Raw genomic sequence first — 17,401 nt, forward strand, 5'->3', positions numbered from 1 at the left:
CCGTAACGGCCGCCGAGGGACGAGAGGAGGGACGCCGGGAATGAGCACCAAGGACTTCATCGAGAAGGACTACTACAAGGTTCTCGGCGTCCCGAAGGACGCCACCGAGGCCGAGATCAAGAAGGCGTACCGCAAGCTCGCCCGGCAGTACCACCCGGACGCCAACAAGGGCGACGCCGCGGCCGAGGAGCGCTTCAAGGAGGTCTCCGAGGCCAACGACGTGCTCGGCGACCCGCAGCGGCGCAAGGAGTACGACGAGGCGCGCACCCTCTTCGGCAACGGCGGTTTCCGCCCGGGTCCGGGCGGGGGCGGCAACGGCTCGTTCAACTTCGACCTCGGCGACCTCTTCGGCGGCTCGGGCCCCGGCGCCCCCGGCGGCGGCCAGACCACCACCGGCGGCTTCGGCGGCGGTCTCGGCGACGTCTTCGGCGGGCTGTTCAACCGCGGTGGCGGGCGTACGCAGCCGCGCCGGGGCCAGGACATCGAGTCGGAGGTCACGCTCAGCTTCACGGAGGCCATCGAGGGCGCCACGGTCCCGCTGCGGATGTCGTCGTCCGCCCCCTGCAAGACCTGCGCCGGCACGGGCGACAAGAACGGCTCCCCGCGGGTCTGCCCGACCTGCGTGGGCACCGGTCAGGTCTCCCGCGGCGGCGGTGGCGGCTTCTCGCTGACCGACCCGTGCGTGGACTGCAAGGGCCGCGGGCTCATCGCCCAGGACCCCTGCGACGTCTGCAAGGGCAGCGGCCGCGCCAAGTCGTCCCGCACGATGCAGGTCCGCATCCCCGCGGGGGTGCAGGACGGGCAGCGGATCCGGCTGCGCGGCAAGGGCGGCCCGGGCGAGCGCGGCGGCCCCGGCGGCGACCTGTATGTCGTCGTGCACGTCGACGGCCACCCGGTCTTCGGCCGCAAGGGCGACAACCTGCTGGTGACGGTCCCCGTCTCGTTCCCGGAGGCGGCCCTCGGCGCGGACATCAAGGTGCCCACGCTCGGCGGCCCGCCGGTCACCCTGAAGCTGCCCCCGGGCACGCCCAACGGACGCACGATGCGCGCCCGCGGCAAGGGCGCCGTCCGCAAGGACGGCACGCGCGGGGACCTGCTCGTCACCGTCGAAGTGGCGGTGCCGAAGGAGACGGACGGCACGGCGCGCGAGTCGCTGGAGTCGTACCGGAAGGCGACCGCGGGCGAGGACCCGCGCGCGGAGCTGTTCAAGGCCGCGAAGGGAGCTTGACGACGATGAACGGCAGAAACGGCGGACGCGGCGCCCCCCGCGGCCGCAACCCGTACGAGCTGACCGAGGAGACGCCGGTCTACGTCATCTCCGTAGCCGCGGAACTCTCGGGCCTGCACCCCCAGACCCTCCGCCAGTACGACAGGCTGGGCCTGGTCTCCCCGGACCGCACGGCGGGCCGCGGCCGGCGCTACTCGGCGCGGGACATCGCGCTGCTGCGGCAGGTCCAGACGCTGAGCCAGGACGAGGGCATCAACCTGGCCGGGATCAAGCGGATCATCGAGCTGGAGACGCAGGTCGCCGCGCTCCAGGCGAAGGTGGCGGAGCTGACGGACGCGTTGGACGGTGCGGCCTCCGCGATGGCGCAGCGGGAGGCGCAGGTGCACGCGTCGTACCGGCGGGACCTGGTGCCGTACCAGCAGGTGCAGCAGACGAGCGCGCTGGTGGTGTGGAAGCCGAAGAAGAAGCGGGGCTGAGCCGCGGCTCAGTCGGCGAGGTAGGTGACCTCCACGCGGGGCGGGAGCCCGGCGTGGAGGTTTCTCATGTGCGGGCGCAGGGAGACCTCGCGCAGGGTGCCGAGCGCGGCGAGCGGGGAGAGCTCCAGCGGGCCGCTGCCCGGCGGCAGGTCGAGCACGAGGTGGTCGAGCCGGGGGAAGAGGGACGGGAACCGGCTCAGGTCGAGTTCGTCGGCGGGCCGGTCGCCGACCAGGCCGAGGAACGTGATGCCCGGCAGCGTGGCGTCGGCGGGGGCGACGGTCAGCAGGTCCGGCCGGCACCGGAGCCCTTCGAGCAGCGGGAGCGCGGCCAGGGCCGGCCAGTCGTACGCGGTGGCCTCGTGGCGCCAGCCCAGGTAGACATGGCGGAGTCCGGGGTGCCTGGCCAGGGGGTGCAGCCCGGCGGTCCGGGCGGTCAGGAGATTGAGTGTCGACAGTGCCGGCAGGGCTGGCAGTGTGTCGAGGTCCAGCGGGCGGCGCCGCTCCGGCGACAGGGAGAGGGCTTCCAACTGCGGGTGGTTGGCGAGGAGCCCGGGTACGGACTCGACCAGGCCCGGCACCGTGTCGAGGATGAGGACGGTGAGCGGCAACCCGGCCAGAGCCGAGGCGTCGTACAGGTCGGCGCACTCGTTCAGCCGCAGGTAGCGCAGCTCGCTCTGCCCGCGTAGGAAGGCGAGATCCATCAGCCTGGGCTGGTTGCGGACGATCAGATCCGTGAGGCGGGTTGCGGCGAGTCCGTCCTGTAGCCCGACGGGGTCGAGCGGGCCGCGCACGTCGACCATCGGGCGTCCGCCGAGTCTGCGCAGGGCGCGCAACTCGGCGTCGGAGGTGACGGTGAAGTACAGCCCGTCCGGGTCGAGGCGGGCGATGACTTCGTCCGCGTACTCCTCGGTGTCGAAGCGGTGCCAGGCCCAGACGAGTTGGCTGCGTACGCCGAGCGAGGGATGGTCGGCGTAGCGGGCGAGGAACGCGATGGCGCGGTCCGAGTCCACGTGACTTGCGGCGGCGGCGATCAGGGCCGCGCTCTCGTCGCCCGCCTCCTCGCCCGCCTCCTCCGGGCCCGGGAGCAGGTCCAGCACCAGCGGTCCCGCCGCGCCCAGTGCCCGGGCCTCCACCGGCGTCTTCGGCGGGATCAGCGCCTCCGTCGCCCGTTCCACCGCCTCCCGCACGCCCGGTGCCAACTCCGCCGCGTGCTCCAGGCACGCGGCGGCCAGCAGCCGGATGCGTACCCCCTCGACTCCCTCCCGCCGCTCCGCCGCCGCCAGCAGCTCCCGCAGGATCTCCTCGCGCTCCCGCGGGCGGGCCTGGGCCACCGCCATGCGGATGACGTCCTCCCACTGGTCGTCCGCCGCGTGCGCGGCCAGGACGCCGATGTCGCCCTCCTCCACCGCCGCGCGGGCGCCGAGGTAGTCCTGGAAGGTGCGGTGGACGAAGTCGACGGCGCCCGGGGCCGGTTCGCGCAGGAGGCCGCTGCGGTCGCGGAAGTGCTCCAGTACGGCCGCCGCGTCGCCCAGGGCCGCGACCTCCGGGACCGCCGGGAGGGCGGCGGCGACGAGGGACTCGGCGCGGGCGCGGTCCAGCTCCGTGCGGCCGTTGCGGATCAGCCAGTACGCGAGCCGCTGGAGGACCTGGAGCTGGGGTTCCTCGCGCAGGTCGGGGACGGCCATGTCGCGTTCGCGGTCGCGGCGGCTGAGCAGCATCGACAGGGCGGCCTCGTACAACTCCTTGCGCCCGCGCGGGAGGTAGCCGCGGCGGGCGCGGTTGAGGGCGCACATCAGGCCGCACATCAGCGGGTTGGTGGCCAGCCGGCCGAGATCGGAGGTGTGCCGCACGGCGGCGGTGAGCTGCTGCTCGTACGCCGTGAGCTGCGCGTCGTCCGCGGCGGGGGCGCCGGTGCGGACGGCTCCGGCGCGTACGGCCTCGTGCCAGCGGGCGATGAAGCGGGTGAGGTCCGCGGGGCGCATGGGGGCGAGGGTCAGCTCGGTGAAGCCCTCGGCGGCCAACCAGTCCTCGCCGACGGCGGAGGGGCGGGAGGTGACGAGCCAGCGGTTGCCGGGGTAGGCGTCGGCGAGGTCGGAGAGCCAGCGGCGGGTGCGGTCGCGTTCGGCGCGGGGGACCTCGTCGATGCCGTCGACGAGGAGCAGCCCGCGGCGGGCGGTGAGCACGCGGTGCTCCCAGCCGTCGGGCTGCGCGCCGGCGAGGGGGCTGCCGGTGGCGGAGAGGAAGTCGCGGGGGGCGGGGAGGCGCTGGCCGTGCCGGGTGAGGGTGCGCAGCGGCAGGACGAAGGGGACACGCCCTGCGAGGTAGTCCATGGAGTGTTCCGCGCCGGAGCCCGCGCGGGTGGCGGAGAGGGCGAGCCACTGCACGAGGGTGGTCTTGCCCGAGCCGGCGGCGCCGCGGAGCAGGACGCGCTCGTAGGCGGCGAGGGCCTGGTCGGCGGGGAGCACGGGGTCGGAGAGGGGGTCGGTGTCGTCGAAGGGGAACGGGGACGGGGCGGCCTGCGTCGAGGCGGCGGCCTCCAGCCGCAGATACGCCACGTCCAGCGGCCACTTCGCGGGCGAGTCGGCGAGATCGACGCCGTAGATGGTGAGCCTGCCGTGCTTCTTGGCGGCGTACGCGAAGTACTCGCGCTCGAAGGCCGCGTCCTGTGCGGCGGGGAGCGGCGTGCGGGCGATGAGGGCGTCGAGGCGGGCGATCTGGTCGGCCTGGCGGCGGGACTGCTCGACGAGGGTGCGGGCGACGAAGGTGGAGCGCTGGCTGAAGAAGTGCAGGATGTGCAGGCAGGCCGTGTCGAGGAGGGTGTCGTGGAAGGAGGCGGCGTCGGCGGAGAGTTCGCGTACGGGATCGCCGCCGCGCTGCGCCGCGGCGCGGCGGAGCCGGCGGGCGAGGGCTTCGGGGCCGAGCTGGACCGCCTGTACGTCGTCCAGGTCGAGGTCGCCGAGGGCGGTGAGGCTGCGGGCGAGCGCGCCGGCGACGGCTTCGGCCTCGCCGGCGGGGACGGGGGCGGGTTCGCCTCCGGGGCCGTCGAGGGCGCGGCGTACGAGCGTGCCGGCGAGCTTGCGCAGGCCGTCCTCGTCCAGCTCCCGGCGCTCGCCGCGGAACGACACCAGCGCTGCCATCCGCACCGGCCGCCCGGCGAGCCCCGCCCCGGGGCCCTCGCTGCGGAACAGCCGCCGGACGAGGGGCGCCACGACCGCGGACGCGAGCCTGGCGCCGACGGCTGCGGGTTCCATGGGGCAGACGATATAAGCGGGCGGTGACAGGTCACCGGCGGTGTTCGCCGAAGGTCCGGTTCGTTCGGCTATGTACACCCTCAGCATTATGAATTTCAGGAAGATGATGCTGGGTTCGGGTGGAGTTGATACGGACGGTAAGCCAATGTTCTGGTGGAGAACGGGGACAAGTCGCCGAACGTGACGTACGTACGGCTCAGTTGGTCCGGGAGTTCATATTGTGAGGTATCACGCTGCGGACAACACGGCGCGACAGGCTCCCCCGGTCGGTCTCGCGCTCCTCTCCGACCGGGAACGCGAGGTGCTCCTCCTGCTCGCCGACGGCCCGACCAATCGCCGGCTGGCGTCGCAACTGGGGGTGGCGGAGCGGACGGTCCGCGCCCATCTGACGAACATCTGCCGCAAGCTGAACGTGGAGTCCCGCGTCCAGGCCGCCCTGGTCGCCGACCGCCACCGCCGCGCCCTGATGCCGGCCGTGGCGGGCCCCGACCGGGTTGCCCCAAGAGGCAATGGCCGGGGGCGCCACGTTCGTGAATGATGAGGGCCAGTGCCCTCTGGGGCGCCGCGGAGGCGACCTGCCATCGTCGTACGCGGGCGCCGGCGGCACCCCTCGGACGGAGCGCTGGTGCGCTCGCTTCCCGGCCTCACGCGCACCAGCGACTCCGCTCCTCCGCCCTCTCCCCCCGGTTCCGCCCGCCCGCGCTCGCGGGGTGTGCCGGGGGCGTGGCTGTACCGGCTCCGGAGACCCCCACGGGTCAGGCCCTGTCGAGCATGCTGGAGCGGGCGATGAGATAGCCGAGTTGGGCGCGGCTGTCGCTGCCGAGGGCGGTGGACAGCTTGGCGATGTGCGCGCGGCAGGTGCGGACGTTCATGCCGAGGCGGCGGGCGATGGCCTCGTCGAGGTGGCCCTCGACGAGCAGCCTGGCGATGCTGCGCTGGACGCCGGTGATGCCTCCCCGGGTGTCGTGCTCGGGGGGCTGGCGGCCCCATGGGACGCCGAGTTCCCAGAAGTACTCGAAGATGGCGCGCAGGAACCAGACCAGGCCCGGGTGGCGGATCTCCATGGCCACCTCGCGGCTCGGCTGCGCGGGGAGGAAGGCGATGTCCCGGTCGACGATGAGGAGTCGCTCGGGCATGACCTCCAGGGTGCGTACCTCCAGCCCGGTGTCGCTCAGCTCGTCCAGGTAGGCGAGCTGACTCGGGTGGTGCCGGTACGTGTGGTTGTACAGGATCCGCTGTGTGACGCCGCGTTCGCTCATCCGCCGGACGCGGTGGGTGGTGGTGCGCATCGTCGCGGGGTTCCAGTTGGTCCGCCCGCTGGCCGGCTGGATGGCCAGGAACTGCTCCGTGCAGTCCTCCAGGGCCCGCGCGAGGGCGGCGTCGATCCGCTCCTTCCCCGTCCAGACGGTGAACGCGGAGGTGGCCGGGTCGTCCGGATCGAGCGACGTCAGCTTCTCGACCGTGTCGGCGAGCGCGGACACGAAAAGCCGGTACTCGCCCAGCTCTCTTTCAAGGGGCTCGACGAGCCCGGCGAGCGCCTGCGTCGGAGGCGTCGGCACCAGCCACTGGGTGTCGCCGGGCTCGGGCCGTAACAGGTCCAGGTCGAAGAGGCACGGCGCGGTCGCCGTGGCCTCGTGTGAGATGCGGCCGGAGCGCAGGGCCGAGGCGTAGAGCTTCCTCCCCGGGGCGCAGAGGCCGGTGGTGTGGTGGGGGTGGGACATGTCTCTCTCAGGTCTCGTCGAGGATGCCGGAGCGGGCGATGAGATAGCCCAGTTGTGCACGGCTGTTGCTGCCCAGTGCGGAAGCGAGCTTGGCGATGTGGGCGCGGCAGGTGCGGACGTTCATGCCGAGGCGGCGGGCGATGTTCTGGTCGAGGTGGCCCTCGACCAGCAGGCGGGCGATGCTGCGCTGGACACCGGTGATGCCCTCGTGGGTGGCGTCCGTGTAGGCGGCTTCCTCCAGGGGGGTGGCCAGTTGCCAGAACTGCTCGAAGACGCCCACGAGATAGGAGACGAGCCCGGGGTGGCGGAGTTCCAGGGCGACCTGGCGGTCCGGGCGGGCCGGAAGGAAAGCCGCTTGGCGGTCGACGATGATAAGGCGCTCGATGATCTCCTCAAGCGTTCTGACCTCGACCTGCTGTGGGCCGACGAACCGCAGGTACGCCAGCGTCATGGGCGCTTCACGGGCAGCGTGCTGATAGAGGGTGCGCATCCGTACGCCGCGCTCGGCGAGCGGGCGGACTCGCTGCAGTGCCTCGCCGAGGGCACGGGCGCCGCGCGTGGCCGCTTCGGGCTGGATGGTGAGAAGTTCGTATGAGCACTCACCGACCGCCAGATCCAGCGCGGTGTTGATCGTGCCGAGGCCCTCCAGCACCGTGATCGGTGAGTTGTCGGAGGCGACCTCGATGCCGATATCGATGAACCGGCTGAAGCTCTTCGCGAGATCGGCCGCGTGCTGCTGCCGCTCACGGATCTCCCGTTCCCGGGATACAAGAAGCCCCATCATGGCGTCGGCTGCGGGGACCGGCAGCAGCCAGTCCGGGTCGTCGGGGTCGGGAGAGAGAAGGGCGAGGTCGCTCAGGCACGGTGCGCTCCGCGCGTCCGCAGCCGCTATCCGGCCGTCACGCACGGCAACGGTGTATGCCTCGCGGGCAGCCGGGCAGGGCTCTTGGAGGCTGTGGCCGTGCTCGTGATCGTGCCCTGCGTGCATCTCCGTGTACTCCCAGGAGCGGTGATTGAGGTCAGGACTGGTCGAGGATGCCGGAGCGTGCGATGAGGTAGCCGAGTTGGGCCCGGCCGTTGCTGCCGAGGGTGGTGGCGAGCTTGGCGATATGGGCGCGGCAGGTGCGGACGTTCATGCCGAGCCGGTCGGCGATGACCTCGTCGACGTGCCCTTCGACGAGCAACTTGGCGATGCTGCGCTGGACACCGGTTATGCCGTCCGGCTCCGGGTGCTCGTAGTGCACATCCTCGTCGAGGGGCGTGGCGAGTTGCCAGAGGTGATGGAACACGCCGACGAAGTACTCGACGAGACCGGGATGCCGGACCTCCACCGCCGAATCCCGGTTCAACTTCACCGGCCGGTCACGGTGCGCGGGAACGAAGGCGACTTTGCGGTCGATGATGATCAGACGATCGACCAGCTCCTCGAGCGTGCGCAGTTCCATGAGGTCGTTGGCGACCCGTTCCTGATAGGCGAGCAGGCCGTAGTTGTGCCGTGCGGTGTGCTGGTAGAGGCTCCGAATGCGCACGCCGCGGTCGACCAGCGGACGCACCCGGTCCACCGCCTTGTCGAGGAGCTCCGGGGGGCGGGTCCCACCCGGCTGGACGGTGAGGAGTTCCTTCTCGCACTCCGCCGTCGCTCTGCCGACGATCGCGTCGATGTTGGTCACGCCGCTCAGTTCGGTGATGGCGCTGCTGACGGTGGTGCGTCCCTGAGTGATGGAGAGGAACGGTTCGAACGCGTCCGCCAGCGCTAGGGTCTGGTCCCTGCGCTCCTGAATCTCGCGCTCGATGGGGTGCTCAAGTCGGGCCAGAGCGGTGGACGGAGGTACCGGCCGGAGCCATCGTGAGTCGTCCGGGTCAGGGAGGAGCAGCATCAGGTCGATCAGACACGGCACCTCTTCTCCCTCCGACCGGGAGACGCGCCCGGCCCGCAGCGCGCGGGCGTAAAGCTCCGAACTCGCGGTACAGAGGTCGGCGTATCCATGAGGATGGTCTGATTCGCCTTGATTTTTGCCCATTTATCCTTCCCACAGGAAGATGTGATTCAGGAACATGATGCAGTGCAGAGGTGGTGAACAGCCTTCGCGTGAGGCACCTTCTTCTGTGGGAAGCGGATTCATTAGGGAGGCCGGGACTCCCGATGGCAAAAAGACTGACACGGTGGGCAGTTGCATTCGTGACTGCGGCTGTACTCAGCGTCATAGCAAGTCCCTTTGGCGCAGGCTCCAATGCCGGTCCGGGTGAGCAGGGTTCGGACCAGGCGGCGGTGGCGGCACAGCAAGACCCGACCTGGGGCTAGCCCGGGGACTGGACATTGACAACCTCAGACAGACAAGGACTTAACAGACACAGGTATCACGATGAACCCAGACCACCGCCGAAAGACGGAGAACCATTGGCACTCCGTCGATCTCGCTACGGCGGTGCCCCGTGCCGGAGACAGGTTGGCGGTTGCCCTCCTCGGAGAGCCGATCACCATCCTGCGTGACGGAAGCGGGGTCGTCCAGGCCTTCCGCCGGAGGTCGGGGCGTTACGTGCGCTGCGTGGTGCGCTGCGGCGTGATCTTCGTCAATCTTGGCGAAGAGGATCACGTTCCCGTAGCAGCCGACGGCGTACCTGATAGCGAGAGCATCACCCCCCACTGTGCCTGACCGGGCGGTATCCCCCGTGTCCAGATCGCCCGAGGGCACACCAGCGGTGCCATCGCGGACGCAACCCCGCGATGGCACCGCTTTTGCGTGTTCCTGCGCGCATGCTTAGAGGGCGGCGGGCGCGTCGCGGTCGCCGGTTGCCGGTGCCGGGTTGGAGTTGAGTGGAGTAGACTCAACTTAGCTACGTGGCCTCAGGCACGCCGAGTGCGGCCGAGGCGTACCCAGGACCGGCACCCCGGCAAGGAGGAGCACACAGCAGTGGACGCGGAGCTGACCAACAAGAGCCAGGAAGCGATCGCCGGCGCCAACAGCCGTGCCGTGTCCGGCGGCAATCCGGACATCACCCCCGTACATCTGCTGCTCGCCCTGCTCGACGTGGCGGACAACGAGAACCTTCAGGACCTGCTGGCCGCCGTCGACGCCGACCAGGCCGCCGTGCGGTCCGGGGCCGAGGCGCTGCTCGGCGGGTTGCCCAGTGTGCAGGGGGCGACCGTGTCGCCGCCGCGGGCGGACCGGGAGTTGCTCGCCGTCGTGGCCGATGCCGCCGAGCGGGCGCGGAAGCTCGGCGATCAGTATGTGTCGACCGAGCACCTGCTCATCGGGGTCGCCGCCGAGGGCGGTGCCGCCAAGGAGTTGCTGAAGAAGCAGGGGGCGAGCGCCAAGGCGCTCGTGCAGGCGTTCGAGAAGATCCGCGGCGACCGGCGCGTGACCACGAAGAACCCCGAGGGTACGTATCAGGCGCTGGGCAAGTTCGGCACCGACCTCACCGCCGCCGCCCGCGACGGCAAGCTCGACCCGGTCATCGGGCGGGACCAGGAGATCCGCCGCGTCGTGCAGGTGCTCTCCCGGCGTACGAAGAACAACCCCGTCCTCATCGGCGAGCCCGGCGTCGGGAAGACCGCCGTCGTCGAGGGCCTCGCGCAGCGGATCGTGAAGGGGGACGTGCCCGAGAGCCTGAAGAACAAGCGGCTCGTCGCGCTCGACCTCGGCGCCATGGTCGCCGGGGCGAAGTACCGGGGCGAGTTCGAGGAGCGGCTGAAGACCGTGCTCGCCGAGATCCGGGAGAGTGAAGGACAGGTCATCACGTTCATCGACGAGCTGCACACCGTCGTCGGCGCCGGCGCGGGCGGCGAGTCCGCCATGGACGCCGGCAACATGCTGAAGCCCATGCTCGCCCGCGGCGAGCTGCGCATGGTCGGTGCGACGACCCTCGACGAGTACCGCGAGCGGATCGAGAAGGACGCCGCCCTGGAGCGCCGCTTCCAGCAGGTACTTGTCGCCGAGCCCACCGTCGAGGACACCATCGCGATCCTCCGCGGCCTGAAGGGGCGGTACGAGGCCCACCACAAGGTCGTCATCGCCGACTCCGCGCTCGTCGCCGCCGCGACCCTCTCCGACCGCTACATCACCTCCCGCTTCCTCCCCGACAAGGCCATCGACCTCGTCGACGAGGCCGCCTCCCGGCTCCGGATGGAGATCGACTCCTCGCCCACCGAGATCGACGAGCTCCAGCGCGCCGTCGACCGCCTCCGGATGGAGGAGCTGGCGCTGAAGAACGAGTCGGACGTCGCCTCCCGCGAGCGGCTGGAGCGGCTCCAGCGCGACCTCGCCGACAAGGAGGAGGAGCTGCGCGGCCTCACCGCCCGCTGGGAGAAGGAGAAGCAGGGCCTCAACCGGGTGGGCGAGCTGAAGGAGCGGCTGGACGAGCTGCGCGGCACGGCCGAGCGCGCGCAGCGCGACGGTGACTTCGACACCGCCTCCAAGCTCCTCTACGGCGAACTGCCCGCCCTCGAACGCGAGCTGGAGGAGGCGTCGGCCGCGGAGGAGGAGGTCAAGCGGGACACGATGGTCAAGGAGGAGGTCGGCTCCGACGACATCGCCGACGTCATCTCCTCCTGGACCGGCATCCCCGCGGGCAGGCTGCTGGAGGGCGAGACGCAGAAGCTGCTGCGCATGGAGGAGGAGCTGGGCCGGCGGCTCATCGGGCAGGACGTGGCCGTACGGGCCGTCTCCGACGCCGTGCGCCGCACCCGCGCCGGCATCGCCGACCCCAACCGGCCGACGGGCTCGTTCCTCTTCCTCGGCCCCACCGGCGTCGGCAAGACCGAGCTGGCGAAGGCGCTGGCCGACTTCCTCTTCGACGACGAGCGGGCCATGGTCCGCATCGACATGAGCGAGTACGGCGAGAAGCACTCCGTCTCCCGCCTGGTCGGCGCGCCCCCGGGGTACGTCGGGTACGAGGAGGGCGGTCAGCTCACGGAGGCCGTACGGCGGCGCCCGTACTCGGTGATCCTGCTGGACGAGATGGAGAAGGCGCACACCGAGGTCTTCGACATCCTGCTCCAGGTGCTGGACGACGGGCGGCTGACGGACGGTCAGGGCCGTACGGTCGACTTCCGCAACACCATCCTCATCCTCACCTCCAACCTCGGCTCCACCTTCCTCGTCGATCCGATGATCAAGGACGAGCAGAAGCGGGAGGGGGTGCTGGAGACGGTGCGGAAGGTCTTCCGGCCCGAGTTCCTCAACCGGCTCGACGATCTCGTCGTCTTCAACGCGCTCGGCGGCGACCAGCTCAAGCGCATCGCCGCCATCCAGCTCGCCCATCTGCAGGAACGGCTCTCGGAACGCCGGCTCACGCTGGAGGTCAGCGACGCGGCGCTGGCCTGGCTGGCGCGCCTGGGCGTCCCGGAGGACGAGCCGGAGCCGGACCTCAGCTACGGGGCGCGGCCGCTGCGGCGGCTGGTGCAGACGGCGATCGGGGACCAGCTCGCGAAGGAGATCCTGGCGGGCGAGGTGCGCGACGGGGACACCGTGTGGGTGGACGTGCTCGGGGATCAGTTGCTGGTCGGCGCGGCGCAGTAGGGGGCGGCCGGACGGGGCCTGCCGGCCCGCGCCGGGCGGTGGTGCCGCCCGGCGCGCTGCTCCGGCGCAGCGAGTTGTCCACAGGGTGTCGCCGCCGGGTTGCGGGCACGGGCCCCCGGTGGGGGAGGATGGGCGCCGAACCGTTCGAAGGGAACCCCACGTGAGCATCGACCCGTCCTCGATTCCGAACTTCGGGGGCCAGCAGCCCGAATCCCGCGGCAGCGGCGGCCCGCAGGGGCCCATCGTGCCCGACCAGGATCTGGTCAAGCAGCTCCTGGACCAGATGGAGCTGAAGTACGTCGTCGACGAGGAGGGGGACCTCGCGGCGCCGTGGGAGCAGTTCCGTACGTACTTCATGTTCCGCGGCGAGGACGAGCAGCAGCTCTATTCGGTGCGGACCTTCTACGACCGGCAGCACTCGCTGGACGACAAGCCGGAGCTGCTGGAGGCCATCGACGACTGGAACCGGCGCACGCTGTGGCCGAAGGTCTACACGCACACGCATGACGACGGCTCCGTCCGGCTCATCGGCGAGGCGCAGATGCTGATCGGCACGGGCGTGGCGCTGGAGCACTTCGTGTCGAGCACGGTGAGCTGGGTGCGGGCGTCGATCGAGTTCGACAAGTGGCTGGTGGAGACGCTGGGGCTGCAGCAGGAGCTGGACGAGGGCGGCGACGGCGAGGACGGGCCCGGCGACGCGGGCGGTGAGGGGCCGAAGGAGGGCTGAGGGCGCGACGGGCGCGGGCGCGGCCGGGTCGGGCGGAGCCGCCGGTCCCGGCGTGCGGGTCCGGCCGGCGTGCGGCCGTGCGGTCGGGGCTGTCGGAGCGGGCGCGGTCAGGGTTCCGTCAGGGCGGTGCGCAGCGTCTCGTACGCGCGGGTGCGCGGGGTGACGGGTGCATAGTGGCCGGTGCCGGGCAGCTCCAGCAGCCGCCCGCCCACGGCGCGGGCGTAGCGGCGGGACAGCTCCACCGGTACGTCGGCGTCGGCCTCGCCGTGGAGCAGCACGACCGGCGCCGCCGGGGCCGGCATCCGCATCGGGTCCGTCTCGTCGAGCCGCTCCGCCACACGCCCGGCGCCGCCGAGGAGCCCGGCGACGGCGCCGTCGCTGAGGCCCAGTTCGTGGGCGCGGGCCAGGTCCGCGACCGCGGCGACGCCGACGACGCGGGAGACGGCGGTCGGGCACCGCGAGGCGGCCCAGAGCGCGAGGTGGCCGCCCGCGGAGTGCCCGGCGAGGACCACGGGCCCGGCCCCGGGCAGCGCGGCGAGCGCGGGCGGCAGATCGTCGAACGTCGCGGGGAACCCCCCGCCGCCGTCGCCCTCCGCACCGCCCACGCGGCGGTACTCGATCAGCGCCACGCACCCGTTCAGGTCCTCCGCCAGCGCCGCCGCCAGCGGGGTCAGGTACGTGCGGTCGTAGCGTTCCCGCCAGAAGCCGCCGTGCAGCAGGGCCACGACCGGCCGGGCGGCCGGGTCCCCGTACAGGTCGACGACCTGCGACGGATGGTCCCCGTACGCCAGCGTGCGGGTGGGTGGGACCCGCTTCAGGGCGAACAGCGTGCGGGCCTCGTCGTCCAGTTCGTCAACGGCGGTCATCCAGCACCTCTCCCAGCACTCCGGCAGCGCGGTATACGTCCGAGAACGAGGTATACAGCGGCGTCACGCCGAAACGGAGCACATCCGGCGCCCGGAAGTCGCCGACCACCCCGCGTGCGATCAGCTCGCCCATCACCACCTCGGCGTCCGCGCACCGCAGCGCGACCTGGCTGCCGCGCTCCGCGTGCGGCAGCGGGGTGAGCGGCGTGAGCGAAGGACCGCCCGGGAGGGCCGCGACGCACTCCAGGAAGAAGTCCGACAGCGCCAGGCTCTTCTCCCGCACCGTCTCGATCGCCACGCCGTCCCACACCTCAAGCGCCGCCTCCAGCGCCAGCATCGACAGGATGTCCGGCGTCCCGACGCGCCCGCGCACGGAGCCGTCCGCCGGGAGGTAACCGGCGGACATGGCGAAGGGGTCGGCGTGGGAGTTCCAGCCGGGCAGCGGGGAGTCGAAGCGGGGCTGGAGGTCGCGCCGCACGTAGAGGTACGCGGGCGACCCCGGGCCGCCGTTGAGGAACTTGTACGTGCACCCCACCGCCAGGTCCACCCCGTGCGCGTCGAGCCCGACGGGCAGCGCGCCGGCGCTGTGGCACAGGTCCCACACGGCGAGCGCGCCGGCCGCGTGCAGCGCGGCGGTGGTGCCGGGCAGGTCGTGGAGCCGGCCGGTGCGGTAGTCGACGTGGTTGACCAGCGCGAGGGCGGTCCGCGGCCCCGCGGTGGCGGCGATCTCGTGCGGCTCCACGGCCCGTAGCGCGCAGCCGGTCAGCCGGGCGGCGGACTCGGCGACGTAGCCGTCGGTGGGGAACGTCGTCGCGTCGACCAGCACCTCGTCCCGGGCCGCCCCCGCGCCGGACTGTGCGATGCGCACCCCGGCGACGACGGCCTTGAGGACGTTGACGCTGGTGGAGTCGCCGACGACCACCTGCCCTGGCGCGGCGCCCAGCAAGGGCGCGATCCGGTCGCCGATCCGCTCGGGCGCGGTCCACCAGCCGGACTCCGTCCACGACCGGATCCGCAGCGTCCCCCACTCCCGCGCCACGACGTCCGCGACGCGGGCCGGGACGGCGGCGGGGAGAGCGCCGAGGGAGTTGCCGTCGAGGTAGACGACCGGCGGGCCGGGGGACGTTGTCGCGCCGGGCGGCGTCCCGTCGGACCGGACCGCGGCGGGCCGGACGGCGCCGGGCCGGATACCGTCCGGCCGCACCGCGCCGGGCGGCTCCGCGTCGTCCAGGACGAACTCCGCCCGCTTCGCCCGCAGCGGGTCCGCCAGGTCCAGCGCCGCCGCCCGCTTCGCCAGCGCCGCGAACTCCGTCACCACGCCGCCGCCTGCCGGGACCGCCGCCCCCGGCACGTACGCCTCAGACATGGCTCCGCGCCGTCCACAGCTCGGGGAACACCTGCTTCGCCGCGCGCTTCTCCAGCCACGACACCCCCGCCGAGCCGCCCGTGCCGACCTTCCCGCCCATCGCGCGGCGGGTGGCCACCAGGTGGTCGTTGCGCCAGCGCCAGACCAGCTCGGCGATGTCCGTCAGCACTTCGCCGAGCTGGATCAGACCGGAGTCCTGCGGGCCCGCGTAGACCGCCGCCCACGCGGCCTCGACCTCGGGGTGCGGCTCGTACCGCCGCGCCGGGTCGCGGTCCAGGACGTCGGCGGAGAGGCGGTGGCCCTTGGCGTCGAGGTAGCGCAGCACCTCGTCGTACAGGCTGGGCTCGCCCAGTTGCTTCTCCAGCTCGTCGTGCACCCGCGGTGCGCCGCGGTGCGGCACGAGCATCGACGCCGACTTCTCGCCGAGCAGGAACTCCATCCGCCGGTACATCGCCGACTGGAAGCCCGAGCCCTCGCCGAGGGCGGCGCGGTAGGAGTTGAACTGCCGCGGGGTGAGCCGCGCCAGGGGCTCCCAGGAGGCGTTCAGCGAGCGCAGCTCGTACGTGCTGCGCCGCAGCGCCGCCAGCGCCACCGGCAGGTCGTCGCGGCGCAGCGCCTCGGCGGCGGTCTCCCACTCGTGCACGATGACGGTGAACCACAGCTCCATGACCTGCGTGGTCACCAGGAAGACCAGCTCGCCGGGGTCGTCGGAGAGCGGGTGCTGCAGATGGGTGAGGACGTCCGCCTGGACGTAGTCCTCGTACGGAGTGGTGCCCCGGAAGTCGAGGTTCGGGGGCTGGTGCCCGTCAGGGGTCTGGCGGTCTTCCGGGGTCTGGCGACCGTCGGTCTCCGCGGGCAGGGGGTCGTGAGCACGGCTGTCCATGAGCTGTCTCCCACACATGAGCCACCGGGTAGCGGTCCGCCCCTTCCTGCCGGCAACAGGGCCCCGGTCCCCTCGGGTACGGCGGCATCCGGTGCGCCGTACCCACTTCGCATCATCCGCGGCACGGCGGCGGGAGGCAAGAGCAGCCGACCGGGCCGGGCGGGGCCGGCCCTGGTCAGCCCTCGGGCCGGCTCGTCAGGAGAGGGTTTCCGCCGCGGTCGGCGAGCTGTCGCGCAGGAACGTGCTGCACCGCTCGTACTCCTCGGTCTCCCCGATGGCCTGCGCGGCGCGGGCGAGGGCGGCGAGGGCGCGGAGGAAGCCGCGGTTCGGTTCGTGCTCCCACGGCACCGGGCCCTGGCCCTTCCAGCCGTTGCGGCGCAGGGCGTCCAGGCCGCGGTGGTAGCCGGTGCGCGCGTACGCGTACGACTCGACGGCGCGGCCGGCCTCGAACGCCTCGTCCGCGAGCTGCGCCCAGGCCAGCGAGGACGCCGGGAACTTCGCCGCCACCTCGGACGGGGCGGCGCCGCTCGCGAGCAGGTCGCGCGGCCCCGGGTCCTCGGGCAGGTAGGTGGGGGGTGGGCCGCCGAGGAGGTTCTCGTGAATCGCCATGGGTTCCAGCCTGCCACGACCGGGTCAGCCGGTGACCGCCGCGGTCGGCATGGACGGCGGTTCCCGGCCGGGTCCTCACCACGGAGAGCCGGCCTTGCCTGGTCGATGCGAGGTGACCGGCTGCTCGCCGGCCGTCGGCGCACCGAAACTTTCGAGGACGCAGTCGGGCGGCGCGTGGCGTGTCCCCTCCGAGATAGCGCCAGAAAACATGTACAAAAGGCACTAACTGGTGTGATGACTGGTATTCACACTCAAAACACAGAAAGTAGGGACGGCATGCGCAAGCTTCGTCAGGCCGTGGTTGTGGGCGCGATGCTCGGCAGCATCTCCATGCTCGGCGCCGGTGTGGCCGCCGCCGACGACACCACGGAGGCCGCGGCCCCGCACGGTGTGACCTCGACCGAGAGCACGACGGCGGCACCCAAGTCGGCGCCCAAGGGCAAGCACTACGACAAGGGTGACGAGATCACCACGGTCGTCAAGTGTGACCAGGAGATCGACAACAGCGTCGACCGCCGCCAGTACGGCTTCCTCAACATTGGCGACGTCACCGTGCCGATCCTGGGCTCGGGCAACGCCGACGCGACCGCCAACCAGAACATCTGCGGCATCGGCAACGACGACAACGAAGCCGAGGCCGAGGCCGAGACGGAGAACACGACCCTCCTGCCGGGCCTTCTCGGCTGAGTCCGGAGGACGTTCAGCCGTAGACCTTTGCTCGGGAAGGTCTGATGGGACGGAGAACTCGGCGTCGG

The 17,401-nt window shown here is 72.0% G+C and carries 14 protein-coding genes; 6 read left to right on the plus strand and 8 right to left on the minus strand.

From position 1 onward, the window contains the following. The first annotated feature begins 40 nt into the window (after positions 1-40). A complete protein-coding gene (dnaJ, locus tag FB457_RS17170; RefSeq protein ID WP_047017024.1) occupies positions 41-1,228 on the plus strand; it encodes a molecular chaperone DnaJ in 1,188 nt (395 codons plus the stop codon). 5 nt (positions 1,229-1,233) lie between these two features. Next, positions 1,234-1,704, plus strand: a complete 471-nt coding sequence (locus FB457_RS17175) for a heat shock protein transcriptional repressor HspR (RefSeq protein WP_047017025.1) — start codon at positions 1,234-1,236, stop codon at positions 1,702-1,704. 8 nt (positions 1,705-1,712) lie between these two features. On the opposite strand, the gene FB457_RS17180 is transcribed toward FB457_RS17175, so the two are convergent. After that, positions 1,713-4,955, minus strand: coding sequence for an NACHT domain-containing protein (locus FB457_RS17180; RefSeq protein ID WP_047017026.1), 3,243 nt, complete (start codon positions 4,953-4,955; stop codon positions 1,713-1,715). A gap of 220 nt (positions 4,956-5,175) precedes the next feature. Here FB457_RS17180 and FB457_RS17185 point away from each other — a divergent pair, with 220 nt between their 5' ends. Beyond that, positions 5,176-5,493 carry a helix-turn-helix domain-containing protein gene (locus tag FB457_RS17185; protein ID WP_253911330.1) on the plus strand — a complete coding sequence of 106 codons (318 nt, stop codon included), beginning with the start codon at positions 5,176-5,178 and terminating at the stop codon, positions 5,491-5,493. 217 nt (positions 5,494-5,710) lie between these two features. On the opposite strand, the gene FB457_RS17190 is transcribed toward FB457_RS17185, so the two are convergent. Genes FB457_RS17190 through FB457_RS17200 form a run of 3 tightly spaced genes read right to left on the minus strand, consistent with a single transcriptional unit; the run spans position 5,711 to position 8,697 of the window. Continuing rightward, positions 5,711-6,676, minus strand: coding sequence for a hypothetical protein (locus FB457_RS17190; RefSeq protein ID WP_047017027.1), 966 nt, complete (start codon positions 6,674-6,676; stop codon positions 5,711-5,713). A gap of 7 nt (positions 6,677-6,683) precedes the next feature. Continuing rightward, positions 6,684-7,664, minus strand: a complete 981-nt coding sequence (locus FB457_RS17195; protein ID WP_047017028.1) for a helix-turn-helix domain-containing protein — start codon at positions 7,662-7,664, stop codon at positions 6,684-6,686. A 31-nt stretch (positions 7,665-7,695) separates the two neighbouring features. Then, positions 7,696-8,697 (minus strand): hypothetical protein, encoded by a 1,002-nt coding sequence (locus FB457_RS17200; protein ID WP_078898358.1) that lies wholly within the window; start codon positions 8,695-8,697, stop codon positions 7,696-7,698. Between the two features lie 891 nt (positions 8,698-9,588). Here FB457_RS17200 and clpB point away from each other — a divergent pair. Both clpB and FB457_RS17215 read left to right on the plus strand, forming a co-directional pair. Then, complete coding sequence (clpB, locus tag FB457_RS17210; RefSeq protein WP_047017029.1) at positions 9,589-12,195, plus strand: ATP-dependent chaperone ClpB; 2,607 nt, start codon at positions 9,589-9,591, stop codon at positions 12,193-12,195. A 160-nt stretch (positions 12,196-12,355) separates the two neighbouring features. Further along, the gene (locus FB457_RS17215) at positions 12,356-12,922 is read left to right on the plus strand and encodes a type III secretion system chaperone family protein (RefSeq protein ID WP_047017030.1); all 567 of its coding nucleotides are present in this window, start codon (positions 12,356-12,358) and stop codon (positions 12,920-12,922) included. Between the two features lie 107 nt (positions 12,923-13,029). Here FB457_RS17215 and FB457_RS17220 read toward each other — a convergent pair whose 3' ends face one another. The 4 genes from FB457_RS17220 to FB457_RS17235 all read right to left on the minus strand — a co-directional run bounded on the left by FB457_RS17220 (position 13,030) and on the right by FB457_RS17235 (position 16,646). Then, positions 13,030-13,788, minus strand: a complete 759-nt coding sequence (locus FB457_RS17220; RefSeq protein ID WP_145782327.1) for an alpha/beta hydrolase — start codon at positions 13,786-13,788, stop codon at positions 13,030-13,032. Further along, positions 13,775-15,154: a kynureninase gene (gene kynU / locus FB457_RS17225; RefSeq protein ID WP_145782328.1), complete on the minus strand. Its 1,380-nt coding sequence runs from the start codon at positions 15,152-15,154 to the stop codon at positions 13,775-13,777. The genes FB457_RS17220 and kynU overlap by 14 nt, the downstream gene beginning before the upstream one ends. Further along, a complete protein-coding gene (locus FB457_RS17230; RefSeq protein WP_047017033.1) occupies positions 15,147-16,037 on the minus strand; it encodes a tryptophan 2,3-dioxygenase family protein in 891 nt (296 codons plus the stop codon). Before FB457_RS17230 ends, kynU begins: the two co-directional genes overlap by 8 nt. Before the next feature lie 195 nt (positions 16,038-16,232). Further along, on the minus strand, positions 16,233-16,646 hold the full coding sequence (locus FB457_RS17235; protein ID WP_047017034.1) for a DUF3151 domain-containing protein: 414 nt from the start codon (positions 16,644-16,646) through the stop codon (positions 16,233-16,235). Positions 16,647-16,922: 276 nt separating this feature from the next. Here FB457_RS17235 and FB457_RS17240 point away from each other — a divergent pair, with 276 nt between their 5' ends. Beyond that, a complete protein-coding gene (locus FB457_RS17240; protein WP_253911331.1) occupies positions 16,923-17,333 on the plus strand; it encodes a hypothetical protein in 411 nt (136 codons plus the stop codon). Positions 17,334-17,401 lie beyond the last annotated feature (68 nt).

The sequence above is a fragment of the Streptomyces sp. CNZ287 genome (genome assembly GCF_007827615.1).